20 protein-coding genes and 1 other RNA gene are annotated in these 21,252 nt (G+C 53.0%); 20 read left to right on the top strand and 1 reads right to left on the bottom strand.

The window, feature by feature from the left end; translation table 11 throughout:
- Positions 1-146: 146 nt before the first annotated feature.
- The 4 genes from speE to argS all read left to right on the top strand — a co-directional run bounded on the left by speE (position 147) and on the right by argS (position 4,236).
- The gene (gene speE, locus HMPREF1207_RS11310; RefSeq protein WP_009671582.1) at positions 147-974 is read left to right on the top strand and encodes a polyamine aminopropyltransferase; all 828 of its coding nucleotides are present in this window, start codon (positions 147-149) and stop codon (positions 972-974) included.
- Positions 975-1,008: 34 nt separating this feature from the next.
- The gene (gene speB, locus HMPREF1207_RS11305) at positions 1,009-1,878 is read left to right on the top strand and encodes an agmatinase (RefSeq protein WP_009671608.1); all 870 of its coding nucleotides are present in this window, start codon (positions 1,009-1,011) and stop codon (positions 1,876-1,878) included.
- Positions 1,879-2,149: 271 nt separating this feature from the next.
- Complete coding sequence (locus tag HMPREF1207_RS11300; RefSeq protein WP_009671605.1) at positions 2,150-2,566, top strand: DUF1934 domain-containing protein; 417 nt, start codon at positions 2,150-2,152, stop codon at positions 2,564-2,566.
- Positions 2,563-4,236 (top strand): arginine--tRNA ligase, encoded by a 1,674-nt coding sequence (argS, locus tag HMPREF1207_RS11295; RefSeq protein WP_009671603.1) that lies wholly within the window; start codon positions 2,563-2,565, stop codon positions 4,234-4,236. Before HMPREF1207_RS11300 ends, argS begins: the two co-directional genes overlap by 4 nt.
- 309 nt (positions 4,237-4,545) lie before the next feature.
- Here the strand turns inward: argS and HMPREF1207_RS11290 are convergent, their stop codons facing one another.
- A complete protein-coding gene (locus HMPREF1207_RS11290) occupies positions 4,546-5,724 on the bottom strand; it encodes a S8 family peptidase (protein ID WP_009671599.1) in 1,179 nt (392 codons plus the stop codon).
- A gap of 370 nt (positions 5,725-6,094) precedes the next feature.
- Here HMPREF1207_RS11290 and rpoE point away from each other — a divergent pair, with 370 nt between their 5' ends.
- From rpoE to HMPREF1207_RS11215, 16 genes are all read left to right on the top strand, one after another.
- The gene (rpoE, locus tag HMPREF1207_RS11285) at positions 6,095-6,682 is read left to right on the top strand and encodes a DNA-directed RNA polymerase subunit delta (protein ID WP_009671589.1); all 588 of its coding nucleotides are present in this window, start codon (positions 6,095-6,097) and stop codon (positions 6,680-6,682) included.
- Between the two features lie 301 nt (positions 6,683-6,983).
- Positions 6,984-8,600, top strand: coding sequence for a CTP synthase (locus HMPREF1207_RS11280; RefSeq protein WP_009671614.1), 1,617 nt, complete (start codon positions 6,984-6,986; stop codon positions 8,598-8,600).
- Between the two features lie 160 nt (positions 8,601-8,760).
- Positions 8,761-9,141 carry a response regulator gene (locus HMPREF1207_RS11275; protein ID WP_009671611.1) on the top strand — a complete coding sequence of 127 codons (381 nt, stop codon included), beginning with the start codon at positions 8,761-8,763 and terminating at the stop codon, positions 9,139-9,141.
- A gap of 156 nt (positions 9,142-9,297) precedes the next feature.
- Positions 9,298-10,152 carry a class II fructose-1,6-bisphosphate aldolase gene (gene fba, locus HMPREF1207_RS11270; protein ID WP_009671622.1) on the top strand — a complete coding sequence of 285 codons (855 nt, stop codon included), beginning with the start codon at positions 9,298-9,300 and terminating at the stop codon, positions 10,150-10,152.
- A 341-nt stretch (positions 10,153-10,493) separates the two neighbouring features.
- Entirely contained in the window at positions 10,494-11,753 is a 1,260-nt protein-coding gene (locus HMPREF1207_RS11265) for a UDP-N-acetylglucosamine 1-carboxyvinyltransferase (RefSeq protein WP_009671631.1), read from the top strand.
- 93 nt (positions 11,754-11,846) lie between these two features.
- On the top strand, positions 11,847-13,139 hold the full coding sequence (gene rho, locus HMPREF1207_RS11260; RefSeq protein ID WP_009671576.1) for a transcription termination factor Rho: 1,293 nt from the start codon (positions 11,847-11,849) through the stop codon (positions 13,137-13,139).
- A gap of 54 nt (positions 13,140-13,193) precedes the next feature.
- Entirely contained in the window at positions 13,194-14,456 is a 1,263-nt protein-coding gene (locus tag HMPREF1207_RS11255) for a radical SAM protein (RefSeq protein ID WP_009671628.1), read from the top strand.
- A 104-nt stretch (positions 14,457-14,560) separates the two neighbouring features.
- Positions 14,561-14,758 carry a 50S ribosomal protein L31 gene (gene rpmE, locus HMPREF1207_RS28730; RefSeq protein ID WP_016423669.1) on the top strand — a complete coding sequence of 66 codons (198 nt, stop codon included), beginning with the start codon at positions 14,561-14,563 and terminating at the stop codon, positions 14,756-14,758.
- A 100-nt stretch (positions 14,759-14,858) separates the two neighbouring features.
- Positions 14,859-15,260 (top strand): hypothetical protein, encoded by a 402-nt coding sequence (locus HMPREF1207_RS11245; protein WP_009671579.1) that lies wholly within the window; start codon positions 14,859-14,861, stop codon positions 15,258-15,260.
- Positions 15,261-15,354: 94 nt separating this feature from the next.
- Positions 15,355-15,619, top strand: an RNA gene (gene ffs, locus HMPREF1207_RS28725) — signal recognition particle sRNA large type.
- 189 nt (positions 15,620-15,808) lie between these two features.
- A complete protein-coding gene (locus HMPREF1207_RS11240; RefSeq protein WP_009671635.1) occupies positions 15,809-17,257 on the top strand; it encodes an ATP-binding protein in 1,449 nt (482 codons plus the stop codon).
- 86 nt (positions 17,258-17,343) lie between these two features.
- Entirely contained in the window at positions 17,344-19,080 is a 1,737-nt protein-coding gene (gene dnaX, locus HMPREF1207_RS11235; RefSeq protein WP_009671578.1) for a DNA polymerase III subunit gamma/tau, read from the top strand.
- Between the two features lie 35 nt (positions 19,081-19,115).
- Positions 19,116-19,427 carry a YbaB/EbfC family nucleoid-associated protein gene (locus tag HMPREF1207_RS11230; RefSeq protein WP_009671602.1) on the top strand — a complete coding sequence of 104 codons (312 nt, stop codon included), beginning with the start codon at positions 19,116-19,118 and terminating at the stop codon, positions 19,425-19,427.
- Positions 19,428-19,489: 62 nt separating this feature from the next.
- Positions 19,490-20,086: a recombination mediator RecR gene (recR, locus tag HMPREF1207_RS11225; RefSeq protein WP_009671618.1), complete on the top strand. Its 597-nt coding sequence runs from the start codon at positions 19,490-19,492 to the stop codon at positions 20,084-20,086.
- A 171-nt stretch (positions 20,087-20,257) separates the two neighbouring features.
- Positions 20,258-20,533 carry a YaaL family protein gene (locus tag HMPREF1207_RS11220; RefSeq protein WP_016423668.1) on the top strand — a complete coding sequence of 92 codons (276 nt, stop codon included), beginning with the start codon at positions 20,258-20,260 and terminating at the stop codon, positions 20,531-20,533.
- Positions 20,530-20,793, top strand: a complete 264-nt coding sequence (locus HMPREF1207_RS11215) for a pro-sigmaK processing inhibitor BofA family protein (protein WP_009671598.1) — start codon at positions 20,530-20,532, stop codon at positions 20,791-20,793. The genes HMPREF1207_RS11220 and HMPREF1207_RS11215 overlap by 4 nt, the downstream gene beginning before the upstream one ends.
- The last annotated feature ends 459 nt before the right edge of the window (positions 20,794-21,252 follow it).

Here is a 21,252-nt window from a genome sequence, read left to right as displayed (position 1 = left end):
GGCTCATTCCGCGCATGGATTTACCCGCTTGTGGTACAATGATGAGGATACTATTCAGTACGAAATAATGGAGCGGTCGGTCTCATTTCCGGGCTTGTCCGCATGCACTCCTTACATCACTATACTTAAGAAAAGAGGCTGGGAATATGGAACTTTGGTATACCGAGAAACAGACGGAAGACTTCGGCATCACCGCCAAGATTAAAGAAACGCTGGTGACCGAGAAAACCGATTTTCAGGATCTGGCCATGATCGATACAGCCGAATGGGGCCGCATGCTCGTTCTGGACGGCATGGTCATGACGACCGTAAGAGACGAATTCGTCTATCATGAAATGGTTGCGCATCCTGCCCTGGTTACCCACCCGAACCCTAAGAACGTTCTTGTGGTAGGCGGCGGCGACGGCGGCGTTATTCGTGAAGTGCTTAAGCATCCGAAAGTGGAAAAAGCCGTTCTGGTTGAAATCGACGGCAAAGTAATCGAGTATTCGAAGAAATACCTTCCCGAGATTGCCGGCGAGCTGGACAACCCTCGTGTCGAAGTCATCGTCAACGACGGTTACATGCATATCCACGATCACAAAAATACATACGACGTGATCATGGTGGATTCCACCGAGCCCGTCGGTCCGGCCGTGGAACTGTTCTCGAAAGGCTTCTACCAAGGCATCTACGATGCGCTTAAAGAAGACGGCATTTTCGTGGCGCAAACGGACAACCCTTGGTTCAAAGCGGACCTGATTCAAACGGTTAACCGCGACGTTCGCGAAATCTTCCCGATCGTCCGCGTTTACGGGGCGAATATTCCGACTTACCCGAGCGGTCTCTGGACGTTCACCATGGGCAGCAAAAAATACGATCCGCTTCAAGTCGAAGAAGCTTCGATTCCCGAATTCGAAACGAAATACTACACGCCGCGCCTCCACAAGGCCGCGTTTGCTCTGCCTAAATTCGTTGAAGATCTCGTAAAATAAGGACCGTTTTCGAACAGAAAGGTGCGATGACCGCATGCGTTTAGACCAAGCTTACTCCGGCAACATTTTTATCGCCGCCTCCGAGGACTACGCGTCCTCCCGTGCCGTACTTTACGGAATGCCCATGGACTACACGGTCAGCTTCCGTCCGGGCTCCCGTTTCGGCCCTGCCCGCATCCGTGAGGTTTCCATCGGGCTGGAAGAATACAGCCCGTATCTCGATAAGAGTCTCGACGAGGTGAAATACTTCGACGCCGGCGACCTGATGCTGCCTTTCGGCAATGCGGGACGCAGCCTCGACATTATCGGCGAATATGTCCGCGGCCTTCTGAGCGACGGCAAGTTCCCGCTCGGTATGGGCGGCGAGCACCTCGTGTCCTGGCCGGTCATCCGCGAAGTGTACGCGAAGTACCCAGATCTGGCGCTCATTCACATCGACGCGCATGCCGACCTTCGCGAGCAGTACGAAGGCGAGCCGCTGTCTCACTCGACGCCGATCCGCAAAGCGGCCGAGCTTATCGGCGGCAAGAACGTGTACCAGTTCGGCATCCGTTCCGGTATGCGCGAAGAGTTCGAGTACGCGCGCAAGAACTTGAACCTTTACCCGTTCGAAGTTCTGGAGCCGCTCAAGAAGGTGCTGCCGGAACTTGCGGGCCGTCCGGTTTACCTGACGATCGACATCGACGTGCTCGATCCGTCCGCAGCGCCGGGCACAGGCACAGCCGAAGCGGGCGGTATCACAAGCAAGGAATTGCTTGCGGCTATTCACGCTATCGCAGGTTCCGAGCTGAACATCGTAGGCGCCGACGTGGTTGAAGTGGCCCCGGTATACGATCCGTCCGAACAGACACAGATCGTAGCGGCCAAGCTGATCCGCGAGATTTTGCTGGGTCTGGTGAAATAGCTTTTAATCGTCAACAACATACGATGCGTAATCCCATCCTCCAGGCCTTGTGTCTGGGGGATTTTTACTCTTCGGGGTTTTCACATGCGACGGTGCCGGCGAATAAAGGCTTTGGGCCGAGGCTGCAATGATCCATTGAAAATACCCGTATGATACTATACACTTAGAGCTAACTTTGCTTTTTGCCGGGCCGCACGGGGGAAGACGGTTTTGGCCGGGGAATCCCCGGAAGCGGCAGGGCACAGTCAAGAAAGAACGGAGCGTTCGGGCCATGTCCAACAAGAAAAACGTCCGTATCCGCATAACAAGCGTTGCCGGACAGGAATCGATCATACAGGAAGCCCGCGGAGAGCTGTACATCCGGGAGGGGAAAGTATATGTCCTCTACCAGGAGACATCCGAAGAAATGGGCAGCACTTCGACGATGGTAAAAGCGGGTCCCGAGGAGCTTAAGATTACGAGAAAAGGGCAGGTCGGCTCCGAGCAGACGTTTGTCGCGGGTCATTCCCGGACAGGCTGGTACCGGATGCCCCAGGGCTCTCTTCCTATGGAAACCCGCACGCGGACGTACGTCCGGAATCTCCAAGACGGCATCGGAGTCATTGATTGGAGCTACGACCTGTATGTAGGCGAGGAACATGCCGGTTTATATATATTATCGTTAACGATTCAGGAGGATGTAAGATGAATGTGCTCGAGCAGGTAAAAGAAACGCTTAAAGTAACGATAGGCGAGGCCGCGGTCGCAGCGGGACTCGTACAGGCTTCGGAGCTTCCCGAGATTGTGCTGGAAGTACCGAAAGATAAGTCTCACGGTGATTTTGCAACTAACCTGGCCATGCAGCTTTCCCGGATAGCCAAGCAGAATCCCCGCGCGATTGCGGAACAGCTGATCCAGAAGCTCGACAAAGAGAAGGCTCAGATCGCGGATGTTCAAATCGCGGGTCCCGGTTTTATCAATTTCCGTATGGACAAAAGCTACCTCTATCCGATTCTTGCCCAAGTGGCGGAGCAGGCGGACGCCTACGGCGCAGTAAACGTGGGACAAGGACGCAAGGTGCAGATGGAGTTCGTCAGTGCGAATCCGACCGGTTCCCTGCACCTCGGACACGCACGCGGCGCGGCGGTGGGCGACGCCCTGTGCAACGTACTGGCTCTTGCCGGTTACAACGTTACGCGCGAATACTACATCAACGATGCGGGCAACCAGGTGAACAACCTGGCCAAATCCATTGAGGCGCGCTATTTGCAGGCTCTCGGACAGGATGCCGAAATGCCGGAGGACGGCTACCACGGCGAAGATATCAAAGGATTCGGCAGCGAGCTGGCGGCCGAAGAGGGCGACCGTCTGACCAAACTTGGACAGGACGAGCGTTTGGCTTATTTCCGCCAGTACGGGCTGAAAAAAGAACTCGATAAAATCAAGCGCGACCTCGGACGGTTCGGCGTTAAATTTGATGAATGGTTCTCCGAGACTTCGATTTATGAGAACAACCTGATCGACGACGTGCTCGGCAAACTCCGTGAATCCGGTTACGTGTACGAGTTGGACGGAGCAACCTGGCTGCGTACGACAGAGCTTGGCGACGATAAGGACCGTGTCCTGATCAAAAACGACGGTTCCTTCACGTATTTGACGCCGGACGTGGCTTACCACCGGAACAAGTTCCAGCGCGGCTACGACGAGCTGATCAATATTTGGGGAGCGGACCATCACGGCTATATTCCGCGTATGAAAGCGGCCATGACGGCGCTCGGTTACGACGCGAACCGTCTGACGGTGCTTATCGCTCAAATGGTGAGCCTGTTCCAGAACGGCGAGAAGGTAAAAATGTCCAAGCGTACCGGCAAAGCAGTCACGATGGAAGACCTGATGGACGAAGTCGGCGTCGACGCCATCCGTTATTTCTTCACGATGCGCAGCATGGATTCGCATCTTGATTTCGACATGGATTTGGCGATTTCCAAATCCAATGAGAATCCCGTGTTCTACGTGCAGTATGCACATGCACGGATCTGCAGCATCTTCCGGCAGGCGGAAGAGCAGGGTGTGGAGCTGCGCGAGCTGGCTCAGGTGGACTTGTCCCGGCTTTCGACGGAAGCCGAGTATGAGCTGCTGCGCAAAATCGGCGAGCTTCCGCAGGAAGTCGCCGTCGCGGCCGAGCTGTATGCGCCGCACCGCCTGATCCGCTACGTGTACGATCTGGCCGGGCTGTTCCACAGCTACTACAGAGCGGAGCGCGTCATCACAGAAGATGCGGAGCAGACGCAGGCCCGCCTGGCGCTGCTGGGCGCGCTGCGCACCGTTATCTCCAACGTGCTGACGGTCGTAGGCGTATCCGCTCCGGACCGGATGTAGGCTCCGGCGGGGCCGGAGACAAACTGCGCAGCCGCGTTCATGCGCTTCCAGCCCCTGTGCACAGGGGCTGTGCGTCAAGCACGGCGCTAGCTGCCAGCACGTCGTGGAGCGCCGCTTGGCGGCGGCAGAGCATGGGCGGCTTCCCTCGGCTGGTCCGGACCACGCTGTCCATTCCCGTTGAATGGGACAGCCCCCGGCTGCGTCCCTCTCTACGGGGACGCAACCGGAGCAGCCGCCCTGCTCCGCAGCTCGCGGCCTTGCCGCTTCACGGCGCACCAAAACAAACCAAACCTGACGCTTTCAGCGGTGTCAGGTTTGGTTTGTTTTGAGCAGGGCGGTTACGGCGCGCCTCGCATGGATGAGGCCGGGAGCATCCGTGCCTTCCGGCTGCTTCGCTCTCGTGAGCGGCGTTGCGCTTCGCCGGAGAATCTGCTTGATCTGCTGCGGCCGCAGGGAGGGCCTAACCGACAGCATAAGCGCGATGACGCCGCTCACATGCGCCGTCGCCATCGAGGTGCCGCTGAGCTCGTTGTACTTGCCGTGGAGCCAACAGGAATAGATGCTCTCCCCCGGCGCAAAAATGTCTATGCGTTTGCCGCGGTTGCTGAAGGGGGCGACTTTGTTGACCTTGGTCGTGGCTCCTACGGAGAAGACACTCGGAAAACGCGCCGGATAGTCAATCGCAGCCCCTTTGCCGTCGTTGCCGGATGAAGCGACGACGATGGTGCCGGATTGATAAGCGTTTATCACCGCTTCCTCCAGCGCCCGGCTGTACGTTTTCATCCCGAAGCTCATATTGATGATGTCCAGGCCGTTGCGCACGCACCAGTCGATCCCCGCCACAATGTCCGAAACGAATGCGCTCCCGTTCATGTCGAATGCTTTAACCGCGTGGATGATGGCCTTTGGAGCCACCCCGACAATGCCTATCCGTCCCGCCGCGGCGATGGTTCCGGCTATATGTGTACCGTGTCCGTTGTCGTCATAAGGGGGCTGGTTGCGGTTGAGCAGGTTGATGCCCCGGGCGACCGAAGCCTGCAAATCCGGATGGTAGTAGTCGATGCCGGTGTCGATAACGCCGATCGTGACGCGGCTTCCTTTAGCTTTTTTCCATACGTCCGGAGCTTTGATCTGTTGGACGCCCCAGGGGATAAACTGAGAGCCTTCGGACGTTTTTTCGACGATTTCCGATGTCTTTACTGTCTTTCTGGGCCGCAGTTGGATATTTATGGACGCATCCTCTTCAATAGAGAGAACGGCGGGATGCTTAATCAGTTCCGCACGGTTACGGATAGGGCAAGAGATCCCCCGGATCAGTTTCAGATCATAGACGGAGGACAGGCTGGAATGTGTATCTTTGTGCAGGCGGATAAGCTCGGTGACCTGGCGGTAATCCCGATCGCTCTGGAAAAGAATGATGTGCCGGCGCTCCCCCTGCGATGCCTGGATTTCTTCATGCAGCATCATGAGCAATCGTTTCGAGTCCAAAGCCCCATTCCTCCCATAAACCGAAGGTGCAATTCTGGCTTATTATATGTACAGGTCGGGGGGCCCGACTGAGATTAAGGCCCCTTTCCAAATAAATAGGTGCATTGCCGTGTCAACGTGCTCTTGCCTACATAACATAAAGGGAGAGGTGAAACATCTCTCGGTTTCAAGGGGCGGAGATGGGCGGATCGGCGATTCGTTCGTAACCGCAGGATACAGTCGGGAAGCGGAGGGAAACCTTCGCTTTTACTCTTGTTTCGGGGGACAGGCGGGCGGGAGTTGCATTTTTACATAAAATAGGTTTTACTTAAGGATGAAATGGGATAAGGTAGTTAAAGTATTGTTAATACGGTGAAGGGAAGTGCCACAAATGAGTAGCCCGTACACACTGAAAATCAAGCCGGAAAAAGCCGCGGAAATGCCGATGGTGGATCTGGCGTTTGAGGTGCTTAAAGCGGCCAACACGCCGTTCTATTATCGCGACCTGATGCAGGAAATCGCGAAAATCAAAGGCTTGGCTGAAGATGAAACGATGAATGTCATTGCCCAACTATATACAGAGATTAATATCGATGGCCGTTTTGCTTGCGTCGGAACAAACCTGTGGGGCCTGAAGCGTTGGTATCCGGTCGAGAAATCGGACGATGCCGTAGGCAACGCCAAGCGTCCGCGTATCATCAACGACGAGGACGACGATCTCGACGAGGATCCGTACTCCGAGGAAGAAGAATACAAAGAAGAAGAGTACGATACCTTCACGGCGGACGGTTTCGACAAGAATGACGCCGAAGAAGAAGAAGAGGAAGAAGAGGAAGAGGAAGACACCGAATTCTTCGAGGAAGAAGAGCTGGACGAAGAACTGGAAGACGCCGAACTCGACGAAGAAGTGGATGAAGAATCCGACGATGAATCCGACGACGATGAAGATTTCGAGGCCGACGACAAGAAGGATAAATAATTCATCGCGGCGGTTCTTGACAGAGGATGTCGTTCTTAGTAAACTATTGCATGGGCTTTAAAAAGAACGACCAAATTTACGCCATATAAAAAGTGCCCCGTATACCACGGGTGTCACTTTTTTTTGTTTTTTCAGGGACATTATTTGATGTCCCGGAGGTTTTGGTGGAAGCCTAGAAGGGACCGGCCGTTTTCTTGGACTGCCGCATATGCGGCAGGCACTCAGGCGTTCGGTCCCCCACTTTTGTACGGCGAACCTTTATGCACCCAAGAATTTAGATATGCTCGAAAGGAGTTCTCAGATGACTAAGTATATTTTTGTAACCGGGGGTGTCGTTTCCTCGCTCGGTAAAGGCATCACGGCGGCTTCTCTGGGCCGCTTGCTCAAAAACCGGGGTCTGAAAGTGACCATCCAGAAGTTTGATCCCTACATTAACATCGATCCGGGGACGATGAGCCCTTACCAGCACGGGGAAGTTTTCGTAACGGACGACGGCGCCGAGACTGACCTCGATCTGGGTCACTATGAACGGTTTATTGACATCAATCTCTCTAAGAACTCCAACGTAACGACGGGTAAAGTGTATTCTTCCGTTATTACCAAAGAGCGCAGAGGCGAATACCTGGGCGGAACGGTACAAGTTATTCCTCACATTACAAATGAAATCAAGGACCGCGTGTTCCGTGCCGGCCGCGAAGCGGGTTCGGATGTAGTGATCACCGAAATCGGCGGAACCGTGGGCGATATCGAGAGCCTTCCGTTCCTCGAAGCGATCCGGCAGATCAAGAGCGACATCGGCCGCGAGAACGTGATGTACATTCACGTCACCCTGATTCCTTACATCAAAGCCGCGGGCGAAGTCAAAACGAAACCGACCCAGCACAGCGTAAAAGAGCTGCGCAGCCTCGGTATCCAGCCGCACGTGATCGTCTGCCGTACGGAGCATGCTCTTACGGAAGACATGAAGCGCAAGATCGCCCAGTTCTGCGACACCGATCCGGAAGCGGTCGTGGAATGCCTGGACGCCGAGACCTTGTACGAAGTGCCGATGATGCTCAGAGAGCAGGGGCTTGACGATATCGTCGTCAACCACTTGAAACTCGGCGGCTCGGCGCAGCCGGACATGACCGAGTGGGAACAGCTCGTCCAGCGCGTCAAAGGCTTGAAAGAAACGACCGAGATCGCCATCGTAGGCAAGTATGTCGCCCTTCATGACGCTTACCTCAGCATTGTAGAATCTCTGGGCCATGCCGGCATCGACAACGGAGCCGAAGTGAAGATCCGCTGGGTTAACGCGGAAGAAGTGTACGATCACAACGTGGACGAGCTTCTCGGCGGCGTGGACGGCATTCTCGTTCCGGGCGGCTTCGGAGACCGCGGCATCGAGGGCAAGGTTATCGCCATCCGCCATGCGCGCGAGAAGAAGATTCCGTTCTTCGGTATCTGCCTGGGTATGCAGGTTGCGGTGATCGAGTATGCACGCGCGCTTGCCAACCTCGAGGGAGCGAACAGCTCCGAGATCAACCCGGTCACGCCTTACCCGGTTATCGACCTGCTGCCTGAGCAGAAGGATATCGAGAACCTTGGCGGAACGATGCGTCTGGGACTCTATCCTTGCAAACTGGCGGAAGGTTCCCTGGCCATGCAGTGCTACAATGACGAGCTTGTGTACGAACGTCACCGTCACCGGTACGAGTTTAACAACGAATACCGTGAAATGATCGAATCCGCAGGGCTGCGCATCTCCGGTACTTCTCCGGACGGCCGTCTGGTCGAAATCGTCGAACTTCCGGACCACCCTTGGTTCCTGGCCGTTCAATTCCATCCGGAATTCACGTCCCGTCCGAACCGTCCGCAGCCGCTTTTCCGTGAGTTCGTGAAAGCAGCCTTTACTTATAAGCAAGAATCCCGGGCGTAATAGCCGGGATTTTTCTTTTTTTTTACTTATTTGTTCATTCTCCCGGATAGTAGGGAGGAAATTGGCAAGTCGATAGCGAAGTAGGGGGGAGTTCGAGTTCGCACGGCTGCAAAGTTCATATTCGGAACTCAGCCTTGAGCTTGTGGAAGGAGGCTTTCCCGTGAGTAAAAAAATCCTAATCGTGGACGATCAGAATGGAATCCGGATGCTTCTTATGGAAGTGTTCAGCAACGAGGGTTACGAAACCTATCAAGCGCCTAACGGCAAAACCGCTTTGGAGATTGTTAAAACGCATTCTCCCGATCTGGTCCTTCTGGATATGAAAATTCCAGGCATGGACGGTTTAGATATTCTGAAGCACGTCAAAAGTATCGATCCCTCCATCAAGGTCATCATGATGACCGCCTACGGAGAGCTGGATATGATCAAAGAAGCCACGGAACTTGGGGCCATCATGCACTTTACAAAACCGTTCGATATCGACGAATTGCGACTGGCTGTTCATACGCAATTGATTGAAACTACACCGCTGGGATCCTGATTGCAAGGGTCCTTTTTTTGTGAAAACTTTCACGTCACCCGGCAGGCTCGGTTACGTTTTGTCAGGGAGTGTGCTATAATAACACCGTATGACAAAAAGAGCGGCAGCGCATCTTAAAAACGATCAAGCCAACACACACAGTAGGAGGAAGAAATCATGCCATTGGTTTCAATGAATGAATTTTTACCTAAGGCTAAAGCAAATAAATTTGCGGTAGGCCAGTTCAACATGAACAACCTGGAGTTTGCCCAAGCGATCACGGAAGCGGCTATGGAGCTGAACTCTCCGTTCATCTTCGGTGTCAGCGAAGGCGCGCTCAAGTATATGGGGATCGAATACACGGTAGCGATCGCGGAAGCGGCTGCCAAGCAGTCCGGCCTTCCGATTGCCCTTCACCTCGACCACGGCAGCTCTTTTGAAGTGGCCATGAAATGTATCCGTGCCGGCTTCAGCTCCGTTATGTTCGACGGTTCCCACTACTCTTATGAAGAGAACGTACGCCTGACCAAAGAAGTCGTAAAAGCCGCGCACGCAATGGGCGTTTCCGTTGAAGGCGAGCTTGGAACGATTGGCGGCGTTGAAGATGATATCTCCGTAGACGAAGCTGATGCTAACCTGGCTAAGCCGGAAGAAGCGATCCGCTACTATGAAGAAACCGGAGTCGATTGTGTGGCAATCGCGGTCGGAACTGCACACGGCATGTATGCAGGCGAGCCGAACATTCACTTTGACATCATCGAGAAAGTTTCGCAGGCGATCCCGATTCCTGTCGTTCTTCACGGCGGATCCGGCGTTCCCGACGAAATGATCAAGAAAGCGATCGCAGCAGGCGCAGGCAAAGTTAACGTGAACACGGAGAACCAAGTGGCCGCTACAGCCGCTATCCGTGAAGTTCTCGGTGCCGACGCTAAAGTATACGATCCTCGCAAATACCTCACTCCAGCACGCAAAGCGATGGTTGAAGTCGTGAAATCCAAAATTCAACTGTTCGGCAGCGCTAACCAAGCTTAATATCGATTCAGATAGAGACAGAGACGGGAAATGCATCTTAACGGATGCATTTCTCTCTTCTATTTTAGGTTCCGTATCCATCCCAGACGCCCCATACTCCCTTAAAAGTTGACAACGCACGCAAACTGCGTTTTATTTAGATATGTACGCTTGATTTCTATCCGTTATGTTTATTTTGTGAGCCGGAAGCCAGCCCCCGATTTAACGGGCGGCCTTCTATTTTTGTATGCAGCCAGACACGAGCTGCTTCTAGTTGTTGCAGCAGGTCACTTTTGATTTTTTTACAAATTGTAGTTAAGCAGCTAAGCTATCTACCGGAAGCAGGGGGAAGATAACGCATTATGGAAAAATTAATGATCGCAGGCGGACGTCCGCTCAAAGGGACAGTAACAATCAGCGGGGCCAAGAACAGTGCCGTTGCTTTAATACCCGCCGCGATACTCGCCGAATCGACGGTTACCTTGGACAATTTGCCGCACCTCAGCGATGTGGCTATCTATACAGAAATTCTTAGCGAACTCGGGGCTTCCATCGAATGGAACAACGAGCAGATGATTATCGATCCGAGCGCCATGAAGAGCAAGCCCATGCCCAACGGCAACGTAAAGAAACTTAGAGCCTCCTATTATCTCATGGGAGCCATGCTGGGAAGATTCGGCGAGGCCATAATCGGTTTGCCGGGCGGCTGCAACTTCGAGCCGCGTCCGATTGATTTGCATATCAAAGGGTTCGAGGCGCTGGGCGCCGAAATTTCGAATGAGAACGGCTCGCTGCATATTCGGGCCAAACAGCTCCGCGGAGCCAAAATTTATTTGGATATGGTCAGTGTAGGCGCAACCATCAATATCATGCTTGCCGCCTCCCGTGCCAAAGGCTTCACTTTGATTGAAAATGCGGCCAAAGAGCCTGAAATTATAGATGTAGCAACACTCCTCAACTCCATGGGAGCGAAAATCAAAGGAGCCGGAACGGAAACGATTCGCATCGAAGGGGTAGACGAGATGCACGGCTGCCGTCACTCCATTATCCCTGACCGCATCCAGGCGGGGACCTACATGATTGCCGCAGCCGCAACGCGGGGAGACGTAACGGTAGACAATATTATTCCGAAGCATATGGAAGCCATGACGGCCAAGCTGCAGGAAATGGGCGTTGAAATTCACGAGATGGATGAGTCGATCCGCGTGGTGGGTCGAGCTCTTTACGACAGTATAGATGTAAAAGCGCTGGTTTATCCCGGCTTTGCGACGGACCTTCAATCCCCGATGACGAGTCTGCTTACGCAGACCACCGGTGTGAGCATGCTGACGGATCTTGTCTACAGCAACCGGTTCAAGCATGTGCCTGAACTGGTCCGCATGGGAGCCAAGATCAAAGTAGAGGGCCGGACAGCCGTCATCGAGGGAAGCACGCTAAGTGCGGCGAAAGTGAAAGCAAGCGACCTGCGGGCAGGCGCAGCCTTGGTTATTGCGGGTCTTACCGTGCCGTCCGATGTTACGGAGGTTACAGGCGTGGAATATATTGACCGCGGTTATGAGAATCTTGTTGCCAACCTGACCCTGCTTGGCGCGGAAGTATGGCGCGAGAACGGTGAAGAATAGGCCCGGAATAAGAAAGCGGCCTTAGGGTAACACTGGGTACTAGCTTTTTAGATTTATGGAATTAATAACTTACTAGTTTGGTGGTTGAATAGAATGGATATGCACCTCGCGCAGTTGGAGGCACTCAAGCTTACGGAGCTTTATAAGCTCGCCAAAAAATATCAGATCCCGTACTATGGGCAGCTTAAGAAAAAAGAGCTCATCTTTTCCATTCTGCGGGCCCAGGCGGCGGAAAGCGGCCTCATGTTTATGGAAGGAGTTCTGGAGGTTCTGCAGGAGGGCTTTGGTTTCCTGCGTCCGATTAACTACCTTCCGAGTACGGAGGACATCTACATTTCTGCCTCCCAGATCCGTAAATTCGACCTCCGCTCAGGAGATCTTGTTTCCGGCAAATGCCGTCCGCCGAAAGAGAACGAGCGTTATTTCGGACTTCTGCATGTGGAAGCCGTCAATGGCGAAAGCCCGGACACGGCGTCCGAGCGTCTGCACTTCCCGGCTCTCACGCCGCTGTATCCGCAGACGAAAGTTGTTCTCGAAACGTCTCCCGAGAAGCTCTCGACGCGTATCATGGACCTCATGGCACCCGTCGGTCTCGGACAGCGCGGTCTGATCGTTGCGCCTCCGAAAGCGGGGAAAACCCTGCTTCTCAAAGAAATCGCGAACAGCATTTCCACGAATTATCCGGAAATTGAGCTATTCGTTCTTCTAATCGACGAACGTCCGGAAGAAGTGACCGATATGCAGCGTTCCGTCAAAGGGGAAGTGGTCGCTTCCACTTTCGATGAGCTGCCGGAAAATCATATCAAAGTAGCGGAGCTTGTTCTGGAGCGCGCGCAGCGTCTTGTTGAACATAAGAAGGACGTCGTCATTCTTTTGGACAGCATTACCCGTCTGGCTCGTGCTTACAACCTTGTGGTTCCTCCGTCCGGCCGTACATTGTCGGGGGGGATCGATCCAGGCGCGTTCCATCGTCCGAAGCGTTTCTTCGGTGCCGCCCGGAATATCGAAGAAGGCGGCAGCCTGACCATTCTGGCCACCGCGCTTGTCGAAACGGGATCACGTATGGATGACGTCATTTATGAAGAATTTAAAGGCACCGGGAATATGGAGCTTCATCTGGATCGCAAACTTGCGGAACGCCGTACATTCCCGGCTATCGATATTCGCCGTTCGGGCACGCGCCGCGAAGAAAGTCTGCTTACCAAAGAAGAACTCGAGAAGGTATGGGGATTGCGCAAAAGCATGAACGATACTTATGAATATACGGAAGCCTTCATCAAGAAACTCGGTGAGACGAAGACGAATCAAGAATTCCTGGATTCCCTGGAGACCAACAACGGGAACGTAACGTTGGGTAAAGGGAAAATGAAAAATTCCGCTTCCTGATTATAGGTTGTTGAAAAATTCGCTTCCATCTCCCATTCAAAGGAGTACCTGACAATGAATGTGGTTTATGCGGACCCGTCCGGCAATGTATTCGATCATCCCGATTACGAAGCGCTTGGACGGAGTGCCGATCAGATTGTGGAACTATTGGAAGAAGAGCTGATCCCGCTGCCGGAGGGAGCGACTTTGGTAAGTCTGCCTCATACGAGAGCGGTCGGGATCAACACGGAAACGGGCGAAATGGAAGTTCTGCCCGGGGATTTTGCGGCCGTTGGCGCGCTCCTGCCCCAGGGCTTTACACGACTTATGCTGCCCGGTTACGTTAAAACCGATAAAGAGGAGAAGTTTCCTCTGTTCGGTTATACGGCCGTCGTGTGGAAAGACGGGGCCTTCTATGTCGCCGCGGAGCAGTGCGACGATCCGGAACCGTGGAACCCGCGCAACTGCGATCCAGACGAGCTGGAGGTCGGCGTTGAAAAGCTGCGCGCCCGGTATCCGGAGAACCGCCTGTACGAGCACCTGTCCAAATGCGCGCTGGAATACGAATGCCTGACCGCGTCAAACACCTTCCTGAACCGCTGGGAAGGCGCGGTGCCGGTTTCTTTCTCCTGCAATGCTGGCTGCTTCGGCTGCATCTCCGAACAGCCCGACGACAGCGGATTTCCCGCTCCGCAGACTCGGATGAACTTTAAGCCGCAGGCTAAAGAGCTCGCCGAGGTTATGCTGGAGCATCTCAAGACGCCGGACAGCATTATTTCCTTCGGTCAAGGCTGCGAAGGTGAGCCGTCCACACAGGCCAAACTCATTATCGAGGCAATGCGCGAAGTGCGCAGCCGTACCGATATGGGCTATATCAATATCAATACCAACGCCGGGTTAAGCGACCATATCCGCGGAATTGTAGACGCGGGGCTTGACCTCATGCGGGTCAGCACCATCTCGGCTCTCGACGATCACTATAACGCGTACTACAAGCCGCGGGGATACACGCTCGCCAACGTCGAGAAATCGCTGAAATACGCTTCAAGCCAAGGTGTCATCACATCGATCAACTATTTGATTTTTCCGGGTGTAACCGACCGCGAAGAAGAAGTGGAAGCGATGATCGAATTTGTGCGCCGGACCGGACTGCGTCTGATCCAGATGAGGAATCTCAATATCGATCCGGAAAGCTACCTGAATCTGATTCCGAAAGCCCAAGGTGATATTCTGGGTATGAAGCAGATGCTGGACATTTACCGTGAGGAACTGCCTGATGTGGTAATCGGTTCGTATACGCATATCCCGGCTTTCTTCGACCGTGCACAGCGGGCTTGAACAACCCCATTGCAATAAAAGATACATTCATGCTATAATGAGTTTATGTGTCATCATAACTCTGGTTCGACGAATAGATCCAGGGCGGAAAGAGGTGAATGGGAATGAAACAAGGGATCCATCCCAACTATCACGAAACAACGGTAACTTGCGCATGCGGCAACACTTTCGAGAGCGGTTCTGTTAGAGAGAACCTCCGCGTAGAGATTTGCTCCAACTGCCATCCGTTCTTCACCGGCAAACAGAAGTTTATCGATGCCGGCGGTCGTGTGGACAAGTTCAAGAAGAAATACGGTATCTAATTCGAGGTTTTTCCTCAATTCGGATTGCATAACACAACCCCCCCGGGTCATCCTAATAGCGTGCCTTGCACGAACCAGGATACCAAGGGGGGTTTTTGCTTTGGGAAACGTTATTGTCAAACGGTCCGCAGGAGGCTTACTGGCCGCTCTTGTGATGGCCGCAGCCATAACCGGATGCAGTCCGGGTCAGCCGGCCGGTCCGAAAGCGTACAATTACTCCAGTGACGGATATTTGGGCACGACAAGCGCAAATCCGAATCTGGCGTTAAACCCGGGCTACCACACTTACCAGGCCGACTCTGACATCGCGCTCTCGGTGTTAGGAAGGCTGAAAGGCGTTGTGGACACTCACCTTCAGTTTAACGGTCCGATCGGTTACGTGAAGCTGTACGTCTCGCCGGGCACACCGCCGGAGAAAGCGGCCGCGATCCGGGCACAGGCCGAGCAGGATCTGCACACGCAATTGCCGAGATACCGGTTTATCGTTACCGTTAAACGGTAGAAAAACGCTTTTATTCCAGGATCTTGTCGCTGTCTTTTGGTAAGTTTCTCCCCGGAGTTGCACTTTGCTTCACAATGGGCTATACTTATTTTTGCCGTGCTAGACGGGGAGGTAGCGGTGCCCTGTTGCCCGCAATCCGCTGTAGCGGGGTTGAATCCCTGTTAGAGGTACTGTCGATGTGAGGTCTGGCCTTTACACGTGGTGTTGAGAGTCGGGTCCTTCGCAATGAGCACCAGTGAACCCGGTCAGGTCCGGAAGGAAGCAGCCGTAAGCAGGACCGCCCATGTGCCGAGGGGTTGCCTAACTTGAGCTAACGATAAAGGTACGTTCGTATCGCTTTATCAATAACAGGTGCACGGCCTTATATAAGATTACAAAAAACGAGCCTTCCGGCAGCGGAGGGCTTTTTTTGCGTTCTCTTTTTCTACATAAAAATGACAGTTCGTCGATTTTTGTTTTCCAATAGAAGGAAAATGCTAAAAATGAGAGAATAGGTAAACATTCGCAGTCTTTCGGCTTAAAGCTGTTATAAAGAGGGGGAAGGACAAATGTTGGATGCCAGCCTTCATCATATAGGGGTGTTCATTTCCGCAGCTGAGCTGGGAGTAAGATTGGAAGAAATGTTCAAGGGCTGTTTGATTGTAGCCAATGCCCACAATGAGATGGTGTACGTAAACGAACCATTTTTGAAACGTACCGGATATACCGCGGAGGACATGAAAATGGCGCCTTTTTCGGAGGTCATCCAACTTCCTGAACCGGTTGACCGTTTTTATAGCCGGCATTTCGATACAGACAGCGACAAGACGGACGCCAAGTATCCTATCGCGATCGTAAAAGACAGTCAGGGGTTTATCCAGCTGCAGAAATGCAGCATGCTGTTTGCGGAAGTGAACAGCATGCCTCACTACCTCTTTCTGCTCGACGACCTGGAGGAAATGTCGGAACAAAATTTGCTCCAGCGTTTCTCGGGTACCTTTTTAAGGGATGTCAATCTGGGCGTTCTGCTCATAGATACCGAATTCCGGCTCGTGGATATCAGCGATATGGCCTGCCGGGTGCTGGGCTTTCATAAAGAATCCATCCTGTTCAAAAGAATAGAAGATATCTTTGCTTCGATCCCTCCGGAACACCGGCTTGTTGAGAGAACTCTTCTGGACGGCAGAATCGTAAGGAATCATGCGGTATCTTGGATGAACAATCAAGAACGGTACGAACTGCTGCTGGATTCCAACTTACTGAGGGACAATGAAGATCAAATCGTTGGCGCTTACATTATTTTTAAAGATGTGACCAACCTGCGGTCTCTTGAGGCCCAGGTTCAGCGGAGCGACCGCCTGGCCATGATCGGGCAGATTGCTGCGGGTACGGCGCACGAAATCAGAAATCCGTTAACGTCGATTAAGGGATTTTTGCAGGTGCTTAAGAAGACGTTCGAGTCCAAGGATATGGCCAAAGAGCAGGGTTATATCGATGTCATGCTGGATGAGATTAACCGGGTAAACGAACTGGTTAACGAATTTCTTCTCCTCGGCAAGCCCAAGAACGTTCTGCTGCAGAAAATCGACGTTTCCACGGTGATCAAAGGAATACTGCCGATCATCAACAACGAGGCGATTCTGCATAAAGTGCACATGAACTACGAAGAATCCAGCGGACTGCCGTCCGTTATCGCCGACCAGGAGCTTTTAAAGCAGGTTTTTCTGAATATATGCAAAAACGGCATTGAGGCGCTGACGGATGGAGGCACCTTGACCATAGTGGAAAAGCTGGATCCCGACGGCAGATTCGTGAATATTGAAGTGCACGACACAGGCCCCGGAATCCCGGTTTATGTTATCGATAAAATATTCGATCCGTTCTTTACGACCAAAGAGGAAGGAACGGGACTCGGACTGTCGGTCTGCCAACGGATTATCCACGATATGGGCGGTCATATACGCGTATCGTCCAAAGGCTACGGAACGACCTTCACTGTCAGCATCCCCTGCATTTGATCTCCGCGCTTTCCGAGTTTTATTCCCGCCCGGGTTATAGTATAATGGGTTCAATAATTCAGAACGAATTATTGGAGAGTAAACCTATGACACATATTGCTTTATACCGGACTTGGCGATCCCAAGCATTCCGGGAGTTAGTCGGCCAGAAGCCGATCGTACAGACGCTGCAGAATTCTCTGCGTGAACAACGATTTACCCATGCTTATTTATTCAGCGGTCCCCGCGGTACAGGGAAGACGAGCGCGGCCAAGATTTTGGCCAAAGCCGTTAACTGTGTGCACGGGCCTGCCGAAGAACCGTGCAATGAATGTGAAGCCTGCATCCGGATCTCTCAGGGCTCGGTCATGGACGTCGTCGAAATCGACGCCGCATCGAATCGCGGTGTGGAAGAGATTCGCGACATCCGGGACAAAGTGAAATATGCACCGACGGAAGTTCGGTACAAAGTATATATCATCGACGAAGTCCATATGCTGACCACCGAAGCTTTCAACGCCCTCCTCAAGACGTTGGAAGAGCCGCCGGCTCACGTTATCTTTATTTTGGCTACGACGGAACCTCACAAGCTTCCCGCTACTATCATCTCCCGTTGCCAGCGGTTTGATTTCCGCCGCGTGTCGATGGAAGAACAGGTCGGGCGGCTCGCCTACGTGTGCCGTGAAGAGAACATCGCTATCGAAGAAGAGGCTCTTCACTATATTGCGCGCCTGTCGGAAGGCGGGATGCGGGATGCCTTAAGCTTGCTGGACCAGGCATCTTCTTTTGCCGTGGGAACCATTGCCGCAAGCGATGTGGTCGCCATGACGGGCGGTCTGGCATCGGATCAGTTTGAGAAACTGGTCGGAAGCATGAAGGAGCAGGACATTGGCGCCGCACTCGAACTGATTGATCAGTTTATGCAGGAAGGCAAGAGCGCGGATAAATGTATGGAAAACCTGATCCATTATTTCCGCGATCTTCTGATGATCCGTCTCGTTCCGGATTCGTCCGTGCTGACGGAACGCGTTTTCGATGTCGCCAGGCTGGATCAGGTTGCGTCCCGTTTCGGGATCGACCAGCTTATCACGATCATCGAAGTACTGAATCAGTACCAAAGCGAGATGAAATATTCCGTGCAGCCGCAGACGATCTTGGAAGTCGCGGTTATGAAAGCATGCGGAGCCATTGCTTCGGGATGCGGGAGCCGCCCGTCTGAGGCCCCGGCGGCTTCCCGCTCGGCGGCTGAGCCGGAACCGGAAGCCCTGTCTCAGCTTACCCGCAGAATCCAGCAGCTGGAAGAGCAGCTTGCCAAGCTGATGCAAGGGGGAGTCCCCGCTGCGGGGGCGCAGCAATCCCGGTCTCCGGTAGCGCCGCGTTCGTCTAACGCTGCGGTGCGCAAGGCCTCGGTCCGGCTGGACGATTTCACGGCCGCAGTCGACAGCCACCATACCCGGGCCCTGCTCGGCAAGTGGACGCAGATTCTGGCTATGGTCAAGGAACGGAAGATCACCGTTCATGCCTGGCTGGTGGACGGAGAGCCCGTCGCGATTCACGGAGACACGGTTCTGGTGGCCTTCAAAAGCGCTATGCACCGTGACACGACGGAGAAACCGGCCAATAAGCAACTGATTGAGCAGGTGATTTCCGAAGCGCTCGGAGAAACGCTTAAGCTGGCGACCGTCATGCAGAAAGAATGGAAAGAAGCCCGCGAAGGCGCCTCCGAGCCTGCCAGGGAAGAAATGACGCTGCAAGCCGAAGACTCGGAACCCGACAAGGAACCGTGGGTGGACGAAGCGATCAAGCTGTTCGGCGAAGATCTGGTGAGCATTAAGGACGAATAAGGGATCAGCCTCATTAAGACGAAGGAGTTGGGAATATGAATAACATGAACCAAATGATGAAACAAGTGAAGAAAATGCAGGAACAAATGCTGAAAGTCCAAGAAGAACTTGGGAGCAAAACCGTCGAAGGAACGGCCGGTGGCGGCGTGGTTACGGTTACTGCGAACGGGCATAAGAAAGTGACGGCAATCGCCATTAAGCCGGAAGCGGTCGATCCGGACGATGTCGAAATGCTGCAGGACCTTGTTCTGACAGCCGTGAACGATGCGCTTAACAAAGCGGAGGAACTGGCTGGCAAAGATATGGGTAAATTTACGGGCGGAATGAATATTCCCGGTCTGTTTTAAGGTAAAGGGCTTCGTAAGAAGCCTTTTTTCCATCTTTATTTACAAAAAGGAGAAACTTGGCGTTGCATTATCCAGAACCGATTTCCAAACTAATCGACGCATTTACACGTTTGCCCGGTGTCGGCCCCAAAACAGCCGGACGTCTGGCTTTTCACGTTCTCCGTATGAAGGAAGAAGACGTGCTTGATTTTGCCAAGGCGCTCGTGAACGTCAAACGCAATCTGCACTACTGCTCCGTCTGCTGCAATATCACGGATATCGATCCGTGCCGCATCTGTCAGGATAAGAGCCGCGATGGGTCCGTTATCTGCGTGGTTCAGGAGCCGAAGGATCTGGTTGCGATGGAGCGGACGAGAGAATTCGACGGCTACTATCATGTGCTGCACGGCGCCATTTCTCCTATGGAGGGCATTGGACCGGATCAGATTCACATTGCCGAACTGTTGAAACGTCTTGGAGACGAGCAGGTTAAAGAGATGATTCTGGCAACCAACCCCAACATAGAAGGAGAAGCTACGGCCATGTATCTTTCCAGGCTGGTTAAAGGCTTCGGCCTTAAGGTGACCCGTATCGCGCATGGTCTTCCTGTCGGGGGAGATCTTGAGTATGCGGATGAAGTAACGCTCACCAAGGCGCTTGAAGGTCGCAGGGAGATTTAGGCGGCTCTCTTCTGAGTTTGCACTGCATTCTTGACTGAAAATAAAATGTGGCCCGCCTTTCTTTATGAAGGCGGTTTTTTTGTTTTCGGACAGGTTCTAATCAGGGCTCTCTTCTCCATAGGATATTAAAGGCGACAGGCTCATGGCGATTATGAGTACAGGGGGGAAGGCATGAGTGACCTGAGGAAGGGTGCATTCTTGTTTCAGCGGAGGATACAAAAGACAGTGGAACAGGACAAGCAGGAGCTGCTGGCCGAGATCAGATTGGCTCATTCGCAGTGGAAAACGGCGCAGCACCATTTCGAGCACGCATTGGAAAAAGACGAAATCGATTATGCCATCTATGCGGTGGAAGCGGCGGAAAAACGCTACGAAATGCTGCTCAGGCAAGCTAAAAAGCTGAACGTGACGTCCGCTTATCATATTACTGCGGAGGTGCGGGGATGAAAACGGCCGTATGGGGAATGCTTGCTTTGTCGGCCGGAGCCCTGCTGTTTTTGCTGGTTCGTCAGCCGGGGGTCCGCAAAATTTTTTCAAGTATAGGTGTACATGTTGTAGTAGCGGCGTTTCTTCTTTATGGTATACAGCTGTTAAGTGGATACACTCGGTTCGAGCTGCCGATCAACATCTATACGGTAGGGACCGTGTCCGTTCTAGGAGTACCTGGATTGATGCTTCTGGCCGCTCTTAAAGTCGTGCTTGTGTAAGCTGCCGGCGTTTATATTTCACATGGTTAAAATTGTATGTTTGAAAATTGTTGACTTCATATTTATCCCGTGGTATCTTATTTAAGTCGCCGCTGAAACACGGTGCCGACAACGAGGCTGACAAGCCGAGATTGTCCTTTGAAAACTGAACAACGAGTGATTGAAGCGTCTCAAGTAATTGAGACATTAATGAGAAGAAATTCTCGTCAGCAACGAATTTTTGAGCTTAATCAGCTTGAGATAAACCGCTGGCCGTAAGGTCGGCACAACTTTATCGGAGAGTTTGATCCTGGCTCAGGACGAACGCTGGCGGCGTGCCTAATACATGCAAGTCGAGCGGACTTGATGAGAAGCTTGCTTCTCTGAGAGTTAGCGGCGGACGGGTGAGTAACACGTAGGCAACCTGCCTGTAAGATCGGGATAACTACCGGAAACGGTAGCTAAGACCGGATAATCGGT

It is taken from the genome of Paenibacillus sp. HGH0039 (genome assembly GCF_000411255.1).
Taxonomy (GTDB): Bacteria; Bacillota; Bacilli; order Paenibacillales; family NBRC-103111; genus Paenibacillus_F.
This window is presented reverse-complemented; position numbering and strand designations above follow the sequence as displayed.